Origin of the sequence: Methylobacterium oxalidis, assembly GCF_007992195.1 — a bacterium.
In the GTDB taxonomy this organism is placed as follows: domain Bacteria; phylum Pseudomonadota; class Alphaproteobacteria; order Rhizobiales; family Beijerinckiaceae; genus Methylobacterium; species Methylobacterium oxalidis.
Genome location: NZ_BJZU01000047.1, coordinates 1 through 19,531 on the forward strand (window position 1 = coordinate 1; position 19,531 = coordinate 19,531).

General features: G+C 73.8%; 17 protein-coding genes. 10 read left to right on the forward strand and 7 right to left on the reverse strand.

The genetic code is table 11. The annotated features are described in order from the left end of the window. Positions 1-192: 192 nt before the first annotated feature. The gene (locus tag MOX02_RS12510) at positions 193-1,728 is read right to left on the reverse strand and encodes a M48 family metalloprotease (protein ID WP_147026125.1); all 1,536 of its coding nucleotides are present in this window, start codon (positions 1,726-1,728) and stop codon (positions 193-195) included. A 5-nt stretch (positions 1,729-1,733) separates the two neighbouring features. Continuing rightward, positions 1,734-2,591 carry a DNA-binding protein gene (locus MOX02_RS12515; RefSeq protein ID WP_147026126.1) on the reverse strand — a complete coding sequence of 286 codons (858 nt, stop codon included), beginning with the start codon at positions 2,589-2,591 and terminating at the stop codon, positions 1,734-1,736. Positions 2,592-2,770: 179 nt separating this feature from the next. Here MOX02_RS12515 and MOX02_RS12520 point away from each other — a divergent pair, with 179 nt between their 5' ends. Next, positions 2,771-3,061, forward strand: coding sequence for a hypothetical protein (locus MOX02_RS12520; protein WP_147026127.1), 291 nt, complete (start codon positions 2,771-2,773; stop codon positions 3,059-3,061). A gap of 350 nt (positions 3,062-3,411) precedes the next feature. On the opposite strand, the gene MOX02_RS32155 is transcribed toward MOX02_RS12520, so the two are convergent. After that, positions 3,412-3,753 carry a septal ring lytic transglycosylase RlpA family protein gene (locus tag MOX02_RS32155; protein ID WP_147026141.1) on the reverse strand — a complete coding sequence of 114 codons (342 nt, stop codon included), beginning with the start codon at positions 3,751-3,753 and terminating at the stop codon, positions 3,412-3,414. A 798-nt stretch (positions 3,754-4,551) separates the two neighbouring features. On the opposite strand from MOX02_RS32155, the gene MOX02_RS12530 reads away from it, so the two are divergent. The 5 genes from MOX02_RS12530 (at position 4,552) to MOX02_RS12550 (ending at position 10,141) form a co-directional block, all read left to right on the forward strand. Beyond that, the gene (locus tag MOX02_RS12530; RefSeq protein WP_238179925.1) at positions 4,552-5,439 is read left to right on the forward strand and encodes a phosphatase PAP2 family protein; all 888 of its coding nucleotides are present in this window, start codon (positions 4,552-4,554) and stop codon (positions 5,437-5,439) included. Positions 5,440-5,677: 238 nt separating this feature from the next. Next, positions 5,678-6,088: a helix-turn-helix domain-containing protein gene (locus MOX02_RS12535; protein ID WP_147026129.1), complete on the forward strand. Its 411-nt coding sequence runs from the start codon at positions 5,678-5,680 to the stop codon at positions 6,086-6,088. A gap of 144 nt (positions 6,089-6,232) precedes the next feature. Beyond that, entirely contained in the window at positions 6,233-7,411 is a 1,179-nt protein-coding gene (gene metK, locus MOX02_RS12540; protein WP_147026130.1) for a methionine adenosyltransferase, read from the forward strand. 148 nt (positions 7,412-7,559) lie between these two features. Beyond that, positions 7,560-8,270 carry a tRNA (guanine(46)-N(7))-methyltransferase TrmB gene (trmB, locus tag MOX02_RS12545; protein ID WP_147026131.1) on the forward strand — a complete coding sequence of 237 codons (711 nt, stop codon included), beginning with the start codon at positions 7,560-7,562 and terminating at the stop codon, positions 8,268-8,270. Between the two features lie 146 nt (positions 8,271-8,416). Further along, positions 8,417-10,141, forward strand: coding sequence for an HWE histidine kinase domain-containing protein (locus MOX02_RS12550; protein WP_147026132.1), 1,725 nt, complete (start codon positions 8,417-8,419; stop codon positions 10,139-10,141). A gap of 24 nt (positions 10,142-10,165) precedes the next feature. Here the strand turns inward: MOX02_RS12550 and MOX02_RS12555 are convergent, their stop codons facing one another. Next, positions 10,166-11,185, reverse strand: coding sequence for a hypothetical protein (locus MOX02_RS12555; RefSeq protein ID WP_147026133.1), 1,020 nt, complete (start codon positions 11,183-11,185; stop codon positions 10,166-10,168). Positions 11,186-11,534: 349 nt separating this feature from the next. Between MOX02_RS12555 and MOX02_RS12560 the strand changes: the two genes are divergently transcribed. The 3 genes from MOX02_RS12560 (at position 11,535) to MOX02_RS12570 (ending at position 14,696) form a co-directional block, all read left to right on the forward strand. After that, on the forward strand, positions 11,535-12,134 hold the full coding sequence (locus tag MOX02_RS12560) for a superoxide dismutase (RefSeq protein WP_147026134.1): 600 nt from the start codon (positions 11,535-11,537) through the stop codon (positions 12,132-12,134). 280 nt (positions 12,135-12,414) lie between these two features. After that, complete coding sequence (murJ, locus tag MOX02_RS12565) at positions 12,415-13,944, forward strand: murein biosynthesis integral membrane protein MurJ (protein ID WP_147026135.1); 1,530 nt, start codon at positions 12,415-12,417, stop codon at positions 13,942-13,944. A gap of 62 nt (positions 13,945-14,006) precedes the next feature. Then, positions 14,007-14,696 (forward strand): haloacid dehalogenase type II, encoded by a 690-nt coding sequence (locus MOX02_RS12570; protein ID WP_147026136.1) that lies wholly within the window; start codon positions 14,007-14,009, stop codon positions 14,694-14,696. Between the two features lie 10 nt (positions 14,697-14,706). Here the strand turns inward: MOX02_RS12570 and MOX02_RS12575 are convergent, their stop codons facing one another. Continuing rightward, positions 14,707-15,912, reverse strand: coding sequence for a YncE family protein (locus MOX02_RS12575; RefSeq protein WP_147026137.1), 1,206 nt, complete (start codon positions 15,910-15,912; stop codon positions 14,707-14,709). A 116-nt stretch (positions 15,913-16,028) separates the two neighbouring features. On the opposite strand from MOX02_RS12575, the gene MOX02_RS12580 reads away from it, so the two are divergent. Further along, entirely contained in the window at positions 16,029-16,370 is a 342-nt protein-coding gene (locus tag MOX02_RS12580) for a hypothetical protein (protein WP_147026138.1), read from the forward strand. A 3-nt stretch (positions 16,371-16,373) separates the two neighbouring features. Here the strand turns inward: MOX02_RS12580 and MOX02_RS12585 are convergent, their stop codons facing one another. Then, a complete protein-coding gene (locus tag MOX02_RS12585; protein WP_147026139.1) occupies positions 16,374-18,137 on the reverse strand; it encodes a carbamoyltransferase family protein in 1,764 nt (587 codons plus the stop codon). A gap of 76 nt (positions 18,138-18,213) precedes the next feature. Beyond that, positions 18,214-19,407 (reverse strand): Na+/H+ antiporter NhaA, encoded by a 1,194-nt coding sequence (nhaA, locus tag MOX02_RS12590; protein WP_147026140.1) that lies wholly within the window; start codon positions 19,405-19,407, stop codon positions 18,214-18,216. Between the last annotated feature and the right edge of the window lie 124 nt (positions 19,408-19,531).

The following is a 19,531-nucleotide window of genomic DNA, read 5'->3' on the forward strand; positions in this document are numbered from 1 at the left end:
CGGGAGAGGTGATGGCGGCGCTTCTCCTACGCAGCTTGGAAACGACCGGGCCCGACGCGCCCCCTCTTCCGTTCGGGAGAGGGTTGGGGTGAGGTGTGCGACCTTTCCGGATGGCGCGAACCCCTCAGCCGGTCGGCTGACGCCGACTCAGACCTCCCGAACGGGGGAGGTGGGGAGGCGCAAGCCTGGCCCCTACTCCACCACCACCTTGTAGCCCTGCCCGACCTTCAGCGCGGCGCCCTTCTCCATGCCGTTGAGGACGAGGAAGCGGTCGAGGGCGCGGTCGGACACGGCCATGCGGCGGGACATCTCCTCGGCGCTCTCGGAAGCGGCCGGCAGCACCTGGATCCGCAGCGCCTTGAGGCCCCGCGCCTCGTCGGGGTTCAGCGTCGTCAGGCTGCCCGTCCAGCGCCGGAAGGCGGGGTCCGGGTCGGTGGCGCCCTTGGCGGCCATGATCATCCGGAACACCGTGTCGCCCACCCGGATCGCGGCGAGGCGGAAGGTCCAGTCCTTGCCGCGGGAGAGCGCCGTCGCGCCGGGACGCCCGGCGATGGTCCGGTTCTCGACGGAGCCCGCCTCCAGGGCGTCGTTCCAGGTCGCCTTCAACACCGCGTCGAGGTCCTGGCCCGCGCTCGCCTCGACCTGATCGAACAGGAGCCGGCGGCTGCCCTCGTTGGTGGTGCCGAGGACCGCGTTGCGGGTGTTCTCGATCGTGAACCCGTCCGGCACGTCGAAGGCGATGCCGAGGCTCGGATGGACGAAGCGGCGCCCGCGCACCACGCCCTCGCCCGGATCGTCGCCGTAGGCGATCCCGTCGACCGCCGCGAGGTAGCGGGCGCGGTCGTCGCTGCCGAGGCCCGGCGCGCCGATGCGGCGCGCGGCGCGGGTGACGAGGGCGATCCGCTCCGTGGTGGCCGGATGGGTGGCGAGCATGTCGGGCTCACCCGGCCCGCCCGAGCCCGCCTTCAGGGCCACCGTGCGGCTGAGCGCCGTGAGGAAGCGCGCGGCGCCGAACGCGTCGTAGCCGGCCTTGGCGAGGGTGCGCACGCCCGCCCCGTCGGCCTCGAGCTCCTGGTCTCGCGAGAAGCGCGCGATGGCGAAGCGGGACTGGCTCTGGAGCTGCGCGCCGGTGGCCGGGTCGTTCAGCACGTCGGCAACCACCCGGCTCACGAGCTGCGAGCGCAGCTCCAGCTCGGTGCGGGCGCTCGCGTGGCTGAGGGTGACGTGCGCGATCTCGTGGGCCAGCACCGCGGCGATCTCCGAGGTGTCGCTCGCCAGCGCCACGAGGCCGCGCGTCGCGTAGAGCCGCCCGCTCGGCAGCGCGAAGGCGTTGACGACGGGCGAGTCGAGCAGGGTCACGACGTAGGTCTGGTCCGGCCGGTCGCTCGCCTTGACGAGGCGGTCGGTGACCTCGGTCAGCAGGCGCAGCGCGCCGGGGGCGCGGTACTCCCCGCCGAAGGAGGCGACGAGCTTGGCGTGGTCCGCGTCCGAGGCCGAGCGCTCGCGCCCGGTGGTGCGCGGCGCGTCGGCCGGAACCGTGACGGCGGCGGGCGTCAGCACCGCTCCGGTGTGCTCGCCGGCGCAGGCCGAGAGGAGGAGCGCCAGGGCCGCGAGAGCGATCCCTTCGGTGCGCGGGCGCAGAGATCCTGTCCCGCGCGCGTTTTCCGCCGCGTTCGCCGCTCTGCGGCACGCACCCCGTGATCCGGCTTCCTGCAAGACCCCGCTCATGCCGTCTAGCGCCGCAGCGCCCGCTCCCTCTCCGCAGCCGCCTCGCGCGGCTCCGCCCCTTCGGAATCCAGAACCTCGATCATCTCGGCGCTCGCGACGTCGAGGACCGGGCCGCGCCAGACCTCCACGACGCCGCGCACCCGGACGGCGCGTCCCCGGAGTCCCGCCGCATCGAAACCATGTTCCTGCAGCCGGCGCCAAGTGCGTTTCGACACGGTCACCGTCAGCCCGTCCTCGCCGCGGCGCACGAAATCGAGATAGGTGCGCGAGGGCCGCACCCCGACGGATCGGATCCGGCCTTCGGCCACCACGAAGCGACCGGCCTCGGCCCGCAGCCCGGCCCCGTCCTTAGCCTCCCGCACCGGCCGGCGCCAGACGCCGAGGCCGCGGCGGCGGGCAGCCTCCTCCAGCCGCAGCAGGGCCGGCCGGCAGAGTGCGTCGCCCTCGCCCGCGTCCACATGGGCGAGGCCCTCGGCGACGAGGCCGCCCGCGAGGTCGACCGTCTCCTCCCCGTCCGCCGCCGCAGCGTCGATCCGCACCCGCCCCCAGCGGTCGGCCTCGCCCCGCACGACGACGTCGAGGGGCCGGCCGCGCCGGGCAGCGAGCCACGATTCGGCCGCCGCGGCGACCTCGGCCTCGTCCGGCCAGCGCAGCGAGCCGAGCACGGCCCGGGTGCCCGACGCGAGCACGACCTCGCCGCGTGAGGCGACCTCCCGCACGGCGTCGCGGCGCGCCGGCGCGGCGCGGCACTCCGCCGGGCCGAGGCGCGGCGCGGCCTGCGCCGGGGCGCCGGCGAGGAGGAGTGCCAGCAACGCGGCGAGCGCGGCGCCCGCCGCGCGGCGATCGATGGGGCGTGCTCTCATGCGTCCGATCCAGAGACCGGAATCGTAGCGGAATCCGGGCCCCGGGCGGTGCTCCGAAGACGATTTTGCGGTCGCTGAGGCCGGCGCGACACAGAACCGCCGTCCGCCGCCGGACCCTGTCGCTTCCGTACGAAAGTTGTAGTGTGTGTTTTGATACAGTTTTTGGTAGAGTACCGCCGATGCTGAAGCAGCCGGAACCCGCTCTCCTCGCCGCATCCGCCTCCGCCGGCGAGGCGCCGCTCCTCGATGCGTGGTGCGCCGAGGAGGTCGAGAAGGCCGCCACCGTCCTCGAACGCTACGGCGAGGCGGCGATCGCGGCGACGATGCGGAGCATCAGCCTTCTGCACAGGGTCCGGGCGCTGGAACTCGGCCTGCGCCATGTCGCCGGCGATGTCGCGGAGACGGGCGCCGCGGTCTGGTTGGCCTCGCACGGCGATGATGGTAAGGACGGGGCGGTTCAGTCTCCGTAGCTCAGCTGGACAGAGCACAGGTTTCCTAAAGGCCAAATTGGGCGTCGCGCCGGGAAACCGCGCGGCGGATCCGCTCAAATTCGGGGAAAGCTCACGGCGCGTGCACCGCGCCCTGCCGATCCCGAGCCAAGCCCGACCGGCTCGCCGGGCGGGAAGGTGTAGAGACTAGACGGGCGGCGCCTAAGGGCTTTCCTGACCGGGAGCCTAGGGCGAAGGGATAGTCCAGGCCACGAACGCTCCTCCGCGGGCGGCGGCGAAAGCCGAGGTGGTATGAAACCTGGGGTCGCAGGTTCGAGCCCTGCCGGGGACGCCATCCATTCTCGGGTCGAGGGCTGCGGCCGGTCCGGACCTTAAGGATCCTGCGGCGCGTCCGCCCGGTAGAGGGCGACCTGGGCGACGCCCGAGATGCCGAGAGCCCGCGCGCTCCCCCGCGAGAGGTCGATCACGTAGCTCCGCTTGGCCTTCGTCCGCACGTTGATGCGGTCGGTGATCCGCACCACGACGGAGCGGTTGTTCGACCGGTTGACGACGCGGACGCGCGAGCCGAACGGCAGGCTCGCATGGGCCGCCGTGAGCCCGTCCGGGTCGTAGCGCTCGCCGCTCGCGGTCCGGCCCGGGTGCTGATACCAAGTGGCGCGCCCGCTCCCCAGCGGAGCGCCCCGCCTCAGGGCGAGGTGACGGCCCCTCGGCAGTTCCCCGGCCGCCCGCGTCTCGCCCCGCCCCGCCGGCGCGGCGACCGACCCCGTGGCCTGCGCGGCCTCGCTCGGCGGCTCGGGCAAGGGCGGCAGGAGCGCGATGATCTGCGGCAACGTGAAGAGCGGCGCAGGCCGCTCCGGCAAGTCGAATCGCCCGCCCGCACCAGTCCCGGCGAGATCCTCCGCCAGGGCGGACCCGTGCACGACGCCGAGCACAACGATCAACGCCGCGCGGGACAGGGAGGGAGGCGGACAATACCGATGTCCTCGGCATTTCATCGACACAGACCGACGCCTCACGCTCACGCAAATCGAACTTCGACAAATCATCGCCTGTCGAGCGGTTCCATTATAGTAATGATCCGCGCGGTTCCGTCCGTTTCTGCACGTTAGCACTGGGCTCATCTGACGAGATGGAGCGACGAGGCGTCCGAAGATCGCGCGGAGACCGGTCTTGCCGGCCCGGATGATCCGGCCGGACCGGCGTTGCCGCTCCCGTCGCGCGCGGCGGCGCACCGTCGTCTCCGTGCGCCCGCGAACCATCCGGCCCGTGCGTCCGCGAACCATCCGGCCCGTGCGCCCGCGAACCATCCCGGCGGCCGCGCGTATCCCCGGGCGGCCGTATCGGCCGAGCGGAGAGCGACCCCGGACATGACAGCAGGAACGTTAGGCCCGGCTCATCGGCCTGCATGGGAGCGGCGATGGGCTCCGAGGACCTGGCTCGCCCGCCTGTCCCGGCTCTCGTCCGCGCTGGCCGCCCCCGGTCTCCGACTCTGGGTCGCGATCGCCGCGGTCGTGGCCCTTGACGCGGCGTGGCTCGCCCTGCTGCGGGTGGAGGTGGAGCCCGCCGGCTTCGCGTCCTGCGCGGGGCTCGTCTGCGCGCTGCTGCTCGCCGCCGCCTACTGCGGCACGGTTCGCCCGGAGCCGACCCTGCGCGGCATGGCGCTGGCGAGCGCCTGCCTGATCGCCGTGACCGTGCCGGCCGCGATCCTGCACTACCTCGCGGCGACCTTGGCCTTCCCGCTGGTGGATGCGAGCCTCGCCCGGGCCGAGGCCGCCCTCGGCTTCGACTGGCCGGCCTATCTCGGCGTCCTGGCGGAGCACCCCGTCCTCGCCCGCGGCCTTGCCCTCGCCTACCATTCCAGCGGCCCGCAGGTGGCGCTCGTCGTCATCGCGCTCAGCGCGACCCGCCGCCTCGGCCGGCTCTGGCGCTTCGTCCGCCTGTTCGCGGGCACGCTCCTCGTCGTGATCGCGGTCTCGGCCGTGCTGCCGGCTCAGGGCCCCTACGCCTTCTACGCGCCGGAGCGCGTGCCGGCGGGGCACATCGAGACCGTCGGGGCACTCTGGCACCTCGAGCCGCTGGAACGCCTGCGGAGCGGAGCGCTGCGGTCGCTCGCCCTCGGCGACATCCGCGCGCTGGTGACGTTCCCCTCCTTCCACGTCTGCCTCGCGATCCTGACCGCCTGGGCGCTCGCCCCGCTGCGGCTGATCGGCCCGGCAGCCGTCGCGCTCAACGGCGCCGTGATCGTCGGCACGGTCGGCGCGGGCGGCCACTATCTGCCCGACATACTTGCCGGCGCGGCGCTGGCCTGCCTCGCGCTGGCGGTCTCGCGCCGCCGGCTCGGGTCCGCGCCCGCCCTGTCGCCAGCGTCTTCGGACGGGGCCTCCATGCAACGCCGCTGATCTCGGCGTCGCTGGCGCACCGCGGCCGAGGCGTCCGCCACCGCGCGCAGCGATGACCGGCCGCGCGGCGCGCCCTACACTCTTCGACGGAGAGACGTGTGGCGTTTGTGGCACGCTCGCGCGATGCGTATTACGTATTCGGATCAGCGTGCCGTGACAAAGACACGGCCGAACCTTAAGCGTAACACGCCGGCTCTGCGTTCGGGGCTCGGCGACCGGCGGACGTGACGAGACTTCGATGGCAGGCCAGAAGACCGACGATCGGGATGCCTATATCGGGCAGCGCATCGCCGAGGAGCGGCGGCGGGCTTCCCTGACGCAGCGCCGCGTCGCCCAGAGCTTCGGCATGTCGGCCGCCCAGCTCCAGAAATACGAGAAGGGCACGAACCGCATCAGCGCCGTGCACCTGGAGATCTTCGCCCGAATGACGGGCGTGCCGCTGGAGCACTTCTTCCAGGGCATGAAGCGCCTCGACGACATCCCGCCCCAGGGCTTCGCGGAGGAGCGCCAGCAGGACTACGCCGGGGGCGGCGACTGGCAGGCCCTCGTCGACGTGCTGGCGCGCCATCTCTCCGAGAACGTCTCGGAGGACACGCGCCGCGGCATCGCCGCCGCCGTGCACGCCCTGGACCGCAAGCTGAACGGCTGATAGGCCGGCGGAAGCGTCCGTTAAAACGGACGCGTTCTTCATTTCATCTTGACCGAGTCCTCTCGCCGGTGCGAGAACCCGGCTTCCATCGAACCGGGTCGAGCGCCGCACAGCACGGTGCGCCCGCAAACGGGGGTGCTGCCCATGCCGCGTTCCGACTACCTGTTCACGAGCGAGTCCGTCTCCGAGGGCCACCCCGACAAGGTGTGCGACCGGATCTCCGACACCGTCGTGGATGCCTACCTGGCCGCGATGCCGGAGGCCCGCCTCGGCGTCGAGACGCTGGCCACGACGAACCGCATCGTGATCGCGGGCGAGGTGCGCGGCCCCGACTCGGTGACCTTCAAGGACCTGGAGCACCTGACCCGCGAGGCCGTGAAGGACATCGGCTACGAGCAGGACGGGTTCCACTGGAAGAACAACGACGTCGCCATCCACCTGCACGCGCAGTCGGCCGACATCGCGCAGGGCGTGGACGCCTCCGGCAACAAGGACGAGGGCGCGGGCGACCAGGGCATCATGTTCGGCTACGCCGCCGACGAGACCCCGGAGCTGATGCCGGCCCCGATCTTCTACGCGCACAAGATCCTCAAGGACCTCGCCGACGCCCGCAAGGCGCGCGAGGGCGATGCGGCGGTGCTCGGGCCCGATGCCAAGAGCCAGGTCACCGTGCGCTACGCCAACGGCCGCCCGGTCGAGGTGACGCAGATCGTGCTCTCGACCCAGCACCTCGACGACACCCTCGATTCCGCGGACGTGCGCGCCATCGTGGAGCCCTACATCCTGAAGGCCCTGCCGCAGGGCTGGGTCACCGAGGGCACGATCTGGCACGTCAACCCGACCGGCAAGTTCGTGATCGGCGGTCCGGACGGCGACGCGGGCCTCACCGGCCGCAAGATCATCGTCGACACCTACGGCGGCGCGGCGCCCCACGGCGGCGGCGCCTTCTCGGGCAAGGACCCGACCAAGGTCGACCGCTCGGCGGCCTACGCGGCGCGCTACCTCGCCAAGAACGTGGTGGCCGCGGGCCTCGCGAGCCGCGCCACGATCCAGCTCGCCTACGCGATCGGCGTGGCCAAGCCCCTGTCGATCTACGTGGACCTGCACGGCACCGGCAAGGTGGACGAGGCCAGGCTCGAGGCCGTGCTGACGGACTCGATGGACCTCTCGCCGCGCGGCATCCGGACGAAGCTCGGCCTCAACAAGCCGATCTACGCCCGCACCTCGGCCTACGGCCATTTCGGCCGCGCCCCGGAGGCCGACGGCGGCTTCTCCTGGGAGCGCACCGACCTCGCCGAGGCGCTGAAGTCGGCCCTCGCCTGACCGCAGTCCCGGACCCCGCGCGCGGCGACCCGCGCCGGGCGCGGGTCCTCCAGGACACGGCCGATCCCCACAACCCCGGCCCTCTCCCCGCGCGGGAGGGGTGCCCGTCGCGCCCGGCACGGACCGCCGCGCGATCACGGAGCGTTGCGTGACGACACCCGGGCGGAGCGCGCCTGAGACGCCCGAGCGGGCCTTCTTCGGGCGGCGCAAGGGCAAGCGCCTGCGGGAGGGCCAGGAGCAGCGCCTCGCCGAGCTGCTTCCGCGCCTGCGCGTCGTCCTGCCGGAGCCGGGCGGGCGGCTCGATCCGGCCGCCCTCTTCGCCGAACCGAAGAGCGCGCACTGGCTGGAGATCGGCTTCGGCGGCGGCGAGCACCTCGCCCACCAGGCGCGCACCCATCCGGAGATCGGCTTCATCGGCGCGGAGCCCTTCGTCAATGGCGTCGTCAAGCTGCTGCGCGCGGTGGACGAGGGCGGCCTCGCCAACATCCGCGTGCGCGACGAGGACGTCACGGCGCTCCTCGCGGCGCTCCCGGACGCGAGCCTCTCCCGGGTCTACCTGCTCTATCCGGATCCCTGGCCGAAGCGCCGCCAGCGCAAGCGCCGCTTCGTCTCGGACGAGTCGCTCGCCGAGATCGCGCGCGTGCTGAAGCCCGGCGGCCTGTTCCGCTTCGCCAGCGACATCGACGACTACGCGGGCTGGACGCTCGTGCGCGCCGCCCGCTGCCCGGGCCTCGCCTGGACGGCGCGCTCGGCGGCGGACTGGAGGGAGCCCTACCCGGACTGGCCGGGCACCCGCTACGAGGCGAAGGCGATCGCGGCCGGGCGGCGGCCGACCTACCTGGAGTTCGTCCGGACCTGACGAAGCCGGCTTCGGTGCTCCTGCGCACAGGGCGTTGCGCGGCCTCGCCTTGCCGCTGAGGGGCGCTGCGTCCATCTTGAGGCCGCCCGGCACGCGGGCGGGCGGCATCGCCCCCGCAACGTTGCCGGGACCTTGCGAGGTTCGGATTGGGCGACAGGGCGGATTACCCGGGCTCGGATGCGGGGGATCTTCATCGGGCAGCCTTCGAGGAGGCGGCCGTCGGCCTCGCGATCGTGTCGCCGGCCGAGAACCGCATCCTCGACGCCAACCGGCACCTGTGCCGCCTCCTCGGCTACGAGCCCGGGCGCCTGAGCGGGATCCCGCTCTCCGACATCGTCGGGGGCCACCTTCCGGCCGAGGGCATCCAGAGCTGGCGCGCCGCCGACGGGCGCGCGGTGGAGGTGCGCGTCACCCGCTCGGGCGCGGCCGGGCGCACCCTGCTGGTGCAGTCGGTCGATCCGGACGAGGCGGTGCGCGCCGAGCAGAACCGCGAGGCCCTCACGGCTGCGGGGCTCGGCGAGTGGCGCTGGGACGCGGGCAGCGGCCGCATCACCCTGTCGCGGCGCGCCGGCCAGATCCTCGGCCACGCTCCCGGCCCCTCACTCACCTGGCGCGACCTGCGCGCCAGCCTGAGCGAGTCCGAGCGCCTCCGCATCGGCGGCCTCGTGGGCGAGGCGATCGAGCGCGGCCGGCCCTACTTCTTCGAGTGCCGGATCGTCCGAGCGGACGGGAGCGAGGTGATCATCGGCGTGCGCGGCCAGCCGCTCGCGGGCCCGGAGGGCGGCCTCTCCGGCATGGTCGGGGTGGTGCAGGACATCACCACGCGGGTGGAGGCGCGGGACGCCCTGCTCGGCCGCGAGCAGCGCCTGCGGGTGGCGACCTCGCTCGCCCGCCTCGGCATCTTCGAGTGGCACATGCTCGACGACCATGCGATCTGGGAGAACGAGCGCATGTTCGAGATCTTCGGGCGCACACCCGAGGACGGCAGCGTGGGCAAGACGGAGTTCCTCAACGAGGTGCTCCACCCCGACGACCGCAAGGCCGTGCGCGCGGCGATCTCCAGCGCGCTGCGGGAGGACGGCATCCTCCACGTCGCCGGGCGCGTGCGCCGCAAGAACGACGGGGCGTGGCGCACGATCGAGATGGCGGGCCGCTTGGAGCGCGACGCGCCGAACCGGCTGCCGCGGCGGCTGATCGGGGTGGTCGCCGACGTGACGGACCGGCGGCTCGCCGAGGAGCGCCAGAGCCTGCTGATCCGCGAGCTCCACCACCGGGTGAAGAACACGCTCGCCACCGTCCAGGCCATCGTCGGCTCCACGGCGCGGACCGCCTCCAGCATCGAGAGCTTCTACGAGGCCTTCGTCGGCCGCATCATGTCGCTCGCCCACACGCACGCGGTGCTGACCGAGGACACCTGGCAGACCGCCTCCCTGCGCACCCTCCTCGTCAACGAGCTGAAGCCCTACGCCGAGGGCACGATGGAGGGCACCGCGGACGGCCGCGTGAGCCTTGAGGGACCGCCCGTGGACCTCGCCTCCGAGATCGCGGTGCCGATCGGCATGGCGATTCACGAACTGACCACCAACGCGGCGAAGTACGGCGCGCTCTCGACCCGGGGCGGGCGCGTCGCGGTCGCGTGGTCGCTCCTGCCCGGAGGGCCGGCCGGGACGCTCCGCTTCGAGTGGCGGGAATCCGGCGGGCCGCCCGTCGAGCCGCCGCGCCGCCAGGGCTTCGGCTCGCGCCTGCTGCAGCGGGTGCTGACCACGCAGGTCCAGGCCGAGGTGACGACGGACTACGCGCCGGAGGGCTTCCGCCTGACCATGCTGGCGCCGCTGCCCCAGCGCAACGACGCCCTGAACCCGCTGGCCTGAGCGCTCCCCGCCGCGAACCCGCCCTCAGGCGGCCCCGCGCGTCTGGCCCTCGCCGCCGGAATCGACGAATGCCTTGAGCTCGTCGAGGGAGTTGAAGGTGAAGCGGCCCTGCGGCGTCTCCGCCTCGATCGATCCGTCCGCGTACATGACGTAGGTGTTGCCGCCCGAGGCGTGCGTCCCGACGATCTCGCGGGGCGGCGCTGGCTCGGAAGGCTCCCCGGCGGCGGTCTCCGCGTCCGGAGCGCCGCCCGGACGCTCCGCCTCGCCCTCGGGGCCAGTGGAAGGCTCCTGCAGGGTGGGGCGCAGCGCGATGTCCCCGGCCTCGTCGAAGCGGGGCTCCGGGGCCCGCGTCTCGGGTGAGGGCTCGGCCGGCCCGGCGAACAGGTCGTCTTCGGGGGAGATGCCGTCGTCCGGCTGAGGCGCCGGCTCGGGCTCGAAGGTCGGCTCGCGGCGGGCGGCGACGAGGCCGGACTCGCCCGGCTGCTCCGGCTCGGGCAGGGGCAGTTCCGGCTCGTGCAGCGCGGGCTCGGGCAGGTCCGGCTCGGCCGGTGCGGGCTCGGCCAGTGCGGGCTCGGCCCGGTGCTCCGCCCCGGTCCCGTGCCCTTGCGCCTCCGCGCCGAGGGGCGGCAGCGTGGTGCGGCCCGAGGACAGGATGGTGCCGGCCGCGAGCCCGGCGAGCGCCGCGCCGCCGATCGGCGCGGCCTCGGGGGCGAGGGCCGGGCGGCCGCGCAGCAGGTCCGGGACGGCCGGCTCGGGCCGGGGCGCGAACGCGTCCGCCGCGAAGGCCGGGGCGTTGCGCGGGCGCACCCCGAAATCGTGGACCGCCGGTGCCGCGGCATCGAGGGCGAGCGCCCGCTCCACCCGGCGGATCCGGTCGGCCACCACCGCGAGGCCCGCGATGACCGCGCCGGCCGAGGCGACGGTCGCGCCCGCGATCACCATCGCGAGACCGCTTTCCAGCCGGACGAAGGGGAAGCCCTGGATCACCGAGGCGGTGCCGCCGATCATCATGGCGACGGCGAGCGCGATGAGCGCAACGATCATGATACTCTCTGGCACTGACCGGACGTCCCGGCCGCGAAACAGTAAAACCCTCACCGGGTTTTGCAAAATCCGAAACGGCGCGGCGGCGCCCGCGGTCCGGATTCGTCCACGGGACTTGCACGTGACTTGCGCGCGAAAGGCCGGTTCCGGGCCTCTCGCGGGCGGCGCGGCGCGCGGCCAAGCTTTCGCACAGGCGCGGGGCGGCTCGGCGTTGCCGCGGCCGTGGCACCGACTTACCTAAGCGGCCGTTGCCTTGAGGACGGCGCGCGCCTCGCGTGACCGCCGGCACAGGATCCACCCGCGGACGCGGCCTCGCGAGACGCCGCCTCCCTCTCCCGGAGCGATGCCGATGACCTTCACCCTGCCGGAACTCCCCTACGCCTACGACGCGCTCGGGCCGTACATGTCGAAGGAGACCCTCGAGTTTCACCACGACAAGCACCACAAGGCCTACGTGGACACGGGCAACAAGCTGCTCGAGGGCACGGACCTCCAGGGCAAGAGCGTCGAGGAGGTGGTCAAGGCGAGCTACAACACCAATCAGGCCCTCTTCAACAACGCCGGCCAGCACTACAACCACATCCACTTCTGGCAGTGGATGAAGCCGAACGGCGGAGGCGCCATCCCCGGCGCGCTCGCCAGGAAGATCGACGAGGATCTCGGCGGCGCCGAGAAGTTCAAGGCGGACTTCATCCAGGCCGGCGTCGGCCAGTTCGGCTCGGGCTGGGCCTGGCTCGCGGTCAAGGACGGCAAGCTCGCCATCATGAAGACCCCGAACGGCGAGAACCCGCTCGTGCACGGCGCCAAGCCCATCCTCGGCGTCGACGTGTGGGAGCACTCCTACTACATCGACTACCGTAACCGCCGCCCCGACTACCTGAAGGCGTTCATCGAGAACCTCGTCAACTGGGAGCACGTGGAGGCGATGTACGCCGAGGCGGCGAAGTAGGGCTCGCGAGGGCCCGCCTCTCCCGTCCGGGAGAGGTCGGGTCCGCGGCGAGCGGACCGGGCGAGGGGTGCGACGTCTCCGACATGGACCCTGCCCCCCTCACCCCGGCCCTCACCCGAACGGGCGAGGGTGCGCGTCGCGCCTCTTGAGATGAGGCGCGAAACCGGCTCTTGATGCGCGCCGCCGGACCGACCCGGCCGAGACAGGGCGCCCGAGTCATTTCCTCCCCCCAGATCGAACGCCGCGCCGCCTCCGCGGGCCTCCGCCCGGGCGCCTCCGCATGATCCGCTCCATCCTCTCCGTCGGCGGCTGGACCCTGGTCTCGCGCGCCACGGGATTCGCCCGCGACGTGGTGATGGCCGCCGTGATGGGCGCGGGGCCCGTGGCCGACGCCTTCGTGGTGGCCTTCCGGCTGCCGAACCACTTCCGGGCGATCTTCGGCGAGGGCGCCTTCAACACCGCCTTCGTGCCCGCCTACGCGAGCCGGGCCGAGGCGGGCGCGGCGGGCGAGGCCCGCGCCTTCGCCGACCGCGTCTTCACCCTGATGCTGATCGTGCAGGCGCTGATCGTCGCCGTAGCCCTTCCGGCCATGCCGCTCGTGGTGCGGGCGCTGGCGCCGGGCTTCGCCGAGGATCCGGGCCGCTTCGACCTCGCGGTCGCGCTCACCCGGATCACCTTCCCCTACCTCCTGTTCATGACGCTCGTGACGCTCCTGTCCGGCGTGCTGAACGCCCACCGGCGCTTCGCCGCCGCCGCCGGCGCGCCGGTGCTCCTGAACCTCGCGATGCTGGCGGCGCTCGGTCTCGCCTTCCTGTTCCCGAACGCGGCCTACGCCGCCGCCTGGGGTGTCGTGGTCTCGGGCGTGCTGCAGCTCGCCCTCGTCTGGTGGGATTGCCGGCGCGCGGGCGTCGCGCCGCGCCTCGCCCGGCCGCGCGTCGCCGACCCCGACATGCGGCGCTTCTTCAAGGTGCTCGGCCCCGCCGTGATCGGCTCGGCCGGGTTCCAGATCGCGGCCTTCGCCGACACCATCATCGCGAGCCTGCTGCCCATCGGCGCGGTCTCGGCCCTCTACTACGCCGACCGCCTCTACCAGCTCCCCTTCGGCGTCATCGCCATCGCGGCCGGCACGGTGCTCCTGCCCGAGATGAGCCGGCGCATCGCGGCGGGCGACGTGGCGGGCGCCCACGCGGCGCAGAACCGGGCGGCCGGCTTCTCGCTCGCCCTCTCGGCGCCCTTCACGGTGGCCTTCCTGACCCTGCCGGGCCTGATCATGACGGCCCTGTTCCAGCGCGGCGCGTTCGGCGCGGAGGACGCCGCCCGCGCGGCCTCGGTGCTGGCCGCCTACGGCCTCGCGCTGCCCGCCGTGGTGCTGGTGCGCAGCGCCGTGGCGAGCTTCTACGCCCGCCACGACACCGCGACGCCGCTGATCGCCTCGCTGACGGCCATCGCCGTCAATGTCGGGCTCAAGATCGTGCTCACCGGCCCCTACGGCGTCACGGGCCTCGCGCTCGCCACCGCCGTCAGCCAGTGGGTGAACCTCGTCCTGCTCGTGGTGCTGGCGCTGCGCCGGGGCTGGACGGCGCCGGGGCGCGGGCTCCTCGTCACGATCCTCGGCGTGACGGTCGCCTGCGCGGCGCTCACCCTCGTGGCGGTCTACGGCCTGCCCGTGGCCGACCGGCTGGTGCCGGCGCTGCCGCACCTGCGCGAGGTCGCGGTGCTCGCCCTCCTCGGCAGCGCGGGCTTCGCGCTCTACGGCGCGATCCTGCTCGCCACGCTGCACCTGTTCGGGCTGCGCCTGAAGCGGGCCTGACCCTCTGGCCCCGGCCCGGCCCCGCGCCATCTCACAGGGCCCGACCCGCCGAGGCCCGCCCCGTGACCGAGACCCTGTTCGCCGGCAAGAGCCTTGCCGTCTTCGACGCCTACGGCACCCTGTTCGACGTGCACGCGGCGGTGCAGCGCCACGCCGCCGCGATCGGCCCCGAGGCGGGTCCGCTCTCGGAGACGTGGCGCACGAAGCAGCTCGAGTACAGCTGGGTCTACGGGCTGATGGGGCGCTACCGCAGCTTCTGGTCGCTGACCGAGGCCGCGCTCGACGTCGCGCTGACCCGGCACCCGGGCGTCGACCGGGCCTTGCGGGAAGCGCTCCTCGACGCCTACCGCGACCTCGACGCCTACCCGGAGGTGCCGGCCACCCTCGACGCCCTGCGCGAGCGGGGCTTGCGCACCGCGATCCTCTCGAACGGCGACACCGCCATGCTGGAGCGGGCGGTCGCCTCGGCGGGGCTCGGGCCCCGCCTCGACGCGACCCTCTCGGTCGACCCGGCCCGCACCTTCAAGACGAGCCCGGCCGCCTACCGGATCGTCTGCGAGCGCTTCGGCGTCGGCCCGGCGGCGGTGCTGTTCTGCTCCTCGAACCGCTGGGACGTGGCGGGCGCCGCCGCCTTCGGCTTCGCCACCGCCTGGATGAACCGCAAGGGCGCCCCGGACGAGTACGCCGACCTGCCGCCGACCATCGAGATCGTGACGCTCGACGCTCTTCTGACGCGGTTTTCGCAACCGTGATGGTCGGCGCTCACGGGAGGCCGCCCCGCGCCCGGCCCCGCAGCGAGGCCGGCTGGCCCGGCAGGTCCAGGCGGAAGCCGGTCTCGCGGATCGTGTCGCCCTCGACCCGGTAGACGCCGAGCGTCCGGTCCGCGTAGTTGCCGACGTAGACGTAGCCGCCGGACGGGTCGAAGGCGATGCCCTGCGTGACGGCGCCGGCCGGCGCCTCGCCGAGGTAGCGCAGCCGGCCCTCCGGCGCGACGGCGAGGAGCACCGCGGCGCCGCCCGGCGTGTAGGACGGGCTGGCATGCGGGGCCGCGGCCCCCTTCACCACCGAGACCGCGGCGTACCGCCCGTCCGGCGAGACGGCGAGCGCCTCGGCCGTGTCGCCGATGCCGGCATGGTCGAGCACGACCGGGCGGGCCGCGTCGGCCCGGATCAGCCCCACCGTGTCGGCGTGGCCGTCGCTCGGCGCCGGCCCCGTGTTGCCGGTGAAGAGGAAGGCGCCGTCCGGCGTCGCCTCGATGCCGTAGGTGCCGGGCCCGACCGGCATGTCGAGGGCCGGGTCGTAGCGGACCTCCGCACCCGAGATCGCCAGCACGCCGACCCGGCCGGCCTTGTTCTTGGCGACGAAGGCGCGCCGCCCGTCCGGCGCGATGGCGACGGCGGCCGCCTCGTCCCCGACGTCGACGGTGGCGATCGGGCGCACCCGCGTGCCGGCGATGGCCAGCACCGTGACGCTGCGCCCCTCGCGGTTGGCGACGAGGGCGAGGTCGCCCGACGGACCGATGGCGAGGCCCGAGGGCTGGCGCCCGACCCGGACGGTCTCGACGAGGCGCGGCGGCTCCGCCGCGAGGTCGACGACGTGGAGCCGGTCGTCGGCCTGCGCGTACCACGCCTCCCCCTCCCGCCGCATCAGGACGGAGCTCGCCACGAGGCCGAGGCGACCGTCCGGGGTGATCTGGAGGTTGGTGGGCGGGCCGTAGACCGAGTTGTCGAGGGGGATCGTGTGGGCGAGGCGCGGCCGGGCCGGGTCCGCGATGTCGATCACCGCCAGGGCGTCCTGCCCGTTCGGCCCGTTCTCGGAGCCGCCGGGCCGGAAGAAGGTCTTGCCGTCGAGGCCGACGAGGAGGCGGGCCGGCCCCTCGGCGGCGGAGGCCGGCAGGGCGTGGCAGATCAGGAGGGCGGCCGAGAGGGCAGTCGAGCGGGCGGCGAGGGTGAGGCGGCGTGTCCGCATGGGCCGGATTCCTCTCCGTTCCGGGATGCGCCCAACCGGATTGTGCGCGGCGCATTCGCGGATTCTTAAACATCCGGATGTTGGATTCGTCGCAACACGAACCGGAGATTTCGAGCGTGCGCCTCCACCCTTCCGTCATCCTCGTCCGGGCCGGCTTCGCGGCCGCCCTCCTCGTCGCGGCCGGCGCGCCCGGCGTCTCGGCCCGCGACGGCATGAACGCTGCGATCCTCGGCGGCGTCGCCGGCGGGGTGCTCGGCGGCGTGGCGGCCAACGCCCTGATGAACGGCGCGCAGCCCGCTCCCCCGCCGCCGCCGGCCTACCGGGCGCGGCCCGTCTACGTGGAGGAGGAGGCGATCGTGGTGCGCCCGCGCCGCGCGCCCGTCTGCCACTACGAGCGCCGCAAGGAGTGGCTCGACGAGGACAATTTCGTCTACAAGCGCGTCGAGGTCTGCGAGTAGCCCTCAGACGGCCTTCGTCAGCAGCCAGTCCTCCACCACGAGGGCGTCGAGCCCCGTGGTGTAGAACATCAGGATCGCGTCCTCCGCCGTGTGGAGGATCGGCTTGCCCATCACGTTGAAGCTCGTGTTGAGCAGGATCGGCACGCCCGTCAGCTCGGCGAAGGCCGCGATCAGGGCGGCGTAGGCCGGGTTGCGCTCCGGCGTGACGCTCTGGAGCCGGCCGGTGCCGTCCGCGTGCACCACCGCCGGCACGCGCCCCCGCACCGCCTCGCGCCAGACGAGCGTGCGCTCCATGTAGGGGCTGTCGGCGTAGTCCTCGAACCAGTCCGGCCCCGCCTCGGCCAGGATCGAGGGGGCGAAGGGGCGGAACGCCTCCCGGTACTTCACCTTGGCGTTGAGCGCGTCCTTGGCGTGCGGAGGCCGCGGGTCCGCCAGGATCGAGCGGTTGCCGAGGGCGCGGGGCCCGAACTCCGCCCGCCCCTGCACCCAGCCGACGAGGCCGCCCTCGGCCAGGATCCGCGCCGCCTCCCGCGTCACGCCCGCGTGCCCGAGGCGGCGGGCCCGCGGCTCCCACTCGGCCATCCGCTCGAGCGGCTCGGTCGCGACGCGCGAGCCGAGATAGGGCGAGAGCGGGCGCGACGCGGCCGGCGGCCCGCGCCAGTCCGGATGGTCCTCGGCGTAGGCGAGCCAGGCGGCGCCGACCGCGTTGCCGTCGTCGCCCGGCGCCGAGGGCACGTGCAGGCGGGCGAAGCCTGAGCGGCCGAGCACCCGGCCGTTGTAGGAGGAGTTGAGGCCGCAGCCGCCCGCGATCACGAGGTTCTCGTGGGGCGCGAGCCGCCACGCCTCGTCCACCAGCGCGTCCATCAGCTCGGCGAAGATGTCCTGCCCGCAGCGGGCGAGGTCGGCCCAGCCGCTCTCCGGGGCGTCTCCCGGGCGCCGGGCCAGGATCTCGGCGGCGACCGCCTGCACGGTCGCCTCGTCCGAGAAGCGCAGCCGCCCCGCCTCCACCGCGAACAGGCGGCGCAGCAGCGCCATCAGCTCCGGGTCGGTGCGGCCGTAGGGGGCGAGCCCCATGATCTTCCACTCCTCGCCCTTCACCTGGTCGAAGCCGGCGAGGTCCGTGACGAGGCCGTAGAGGAAGCCGACCGAGCCGCGCCCGCGGTGGCGGCGCACCTCCTCGATGCGGTTGTCGCGCATCCGGTAGACGGCGGCGGCCCCCGTCTCGCCCATGCCGTCGACGATCAGCGCCGTGGCCTCGGAGAAGGGGCTCCCCCAGAGCCCGTAGGCGGCGTGGGCGAGGTGGTGGGCGTAGCGCCGCTGGCCGGCGATGCGGGCGCGGGGCCGGCCGCCGCCGCCGCGGATCTCCTGGTTCAGGGCCAGCAGGGTGCCGTAGCCGGCCCGCGCCTGCGCCAGGGCGAGGTCGGCGATGAAGATGCGCTCGGCCTGCTCGGGCACGAAGGAGCGGTTGAGGGTGCTCGGATGGCGGGCGAGCGCCTCGAGGTCGAAGGCGCCGCTGCCGGCCTGCCCCTTCAGGAAGTCGGTGAACTGCGCGCCCCAGCTCGAGGCCACCACGATCTCGGCGCCGTCCGGCACGTGCGCCCTCAGGAGGCCGACCATGCGCGAGGCCGGGTCCGGCTCGCAGTTCGGGGCGCGCTTGTACTGGAGGTAGCGCTCGGCGGCCTCCGCGAAGAGGACGGCGCCGTCCGGCCCGACGAGGGCGAGCGCCGGGTCGTGGAAGGTCGTCGCGAGGCCGAGATAGTAGCGCATCGGGCGGCACTCCGTGCAGGGCGGCCGCGCGCGGCCGGATGGGCGGGTTACAGGCCGGCGGCGCGCGCCGCAACGATCAGGCCGGCCCGGAGGCCGCCGCGCGCCCCCGGCGCTCGCGGCCGGCGGAGAGGGCGAGGAGCGCGGCGCCCGCGATCCCCGAGAGGAGCGAGCCGCCGAGCACCCCGAGCTTCGTCTCGGTCTCATGCGCCCCCTCCGCGAAGGCGAGGCCGCCGATGAACAGGCTCATGGTGAAGCCGATGCCGCACAGGATGGCGACGCCGTAGACCTGCGCCCAGGTCGCGCCCGCGGGGCGGCTGGCGAGGCCGGCGGCGACGGCGAGCCGCACGCTCGCGAAGATGCCGACCTGCTTGCCGAGGAACAGGCCGAGCGCCACCCCGAGGGTGACGGGGTGGACGAGCGCCTCGGCCGAGAGGCCGACGAGGCGCACGCCCGCGTTGGCGAAGCCGAAGACGGGCACGATCAGGTAGGTCACGTAGGGCAGCAGCGCGTGCTCCAGGATGTGGAGCGGCGAGGTCGGGTCCTCCGGCCGGCCCGGGCTCGGCCGGATCGGGATCGTGAGCGCCAGGAGCACGCCGGCCACCGTGGCGTGGACGCCGGAGCGCAGCACGAACACCCAGAGCAGGAGTCCGAGGACGAGGTAGGGCGCGAGCCGGGCGACGCCGGCCCGGTTGAGGGCGACGAGGGCGGCCAACGTCAGGGCGGCGAGGCCGAGCATCAGCGGGTCGAGCCCGCCCGTGTAGAACAGCGCGATGATGATGACGGCGCCGAGGTCGTCCACGATCGCGACGGCGCTCAGGAAGACCTTGAGGGAGACCGGCGCCCGCCGGCCGAGCAGCGCCAGGACGCCGAGGGCGAAGGCGATGTCGGTGGCGGCGGGGATCGCCCAGCCGCGCAGCGTGCCGGAGCCCGTATTGAGGGCGACGTAGACGAGGGCCGGGGCGACCATGCCGCCGAGGGCCGCGATGCCCGGCAGCGCCCGGTCCGGCCAGGTGCGCAGGCGCCCGTCGAGGGCCTCGCGCTTGATCTCCAGGCCGACGAGCAGGAAGAACACCGCCATCAGGCCGTCGTTGATCCAGTGCAGCAGGCTCAGCGGGCCGAGATAGGCGTGGAGCGCCCGCGCGTAGGTCTCCGCGAGGGGCGAGTTCGCCACGGCGAGGGCGAGCGCGGCCGCCGCCATCAGGACGAGCCCGCCGCCCGCCTCGCTCGTGAGGGCGGAGCGGATGGCGGAGAGCGGGCGCGGCCTGTTCATGCCGCCCCGGTTGCCCGCTCGCGGGCTCAGGATCAACCCTCGATCGCGACGCGGGGCGGCGGCACACCCCACCTCTCCCGTCCGGGAGAGGTCGAGTGCGCGAGAGCGCACCGGGTGAGGGGTG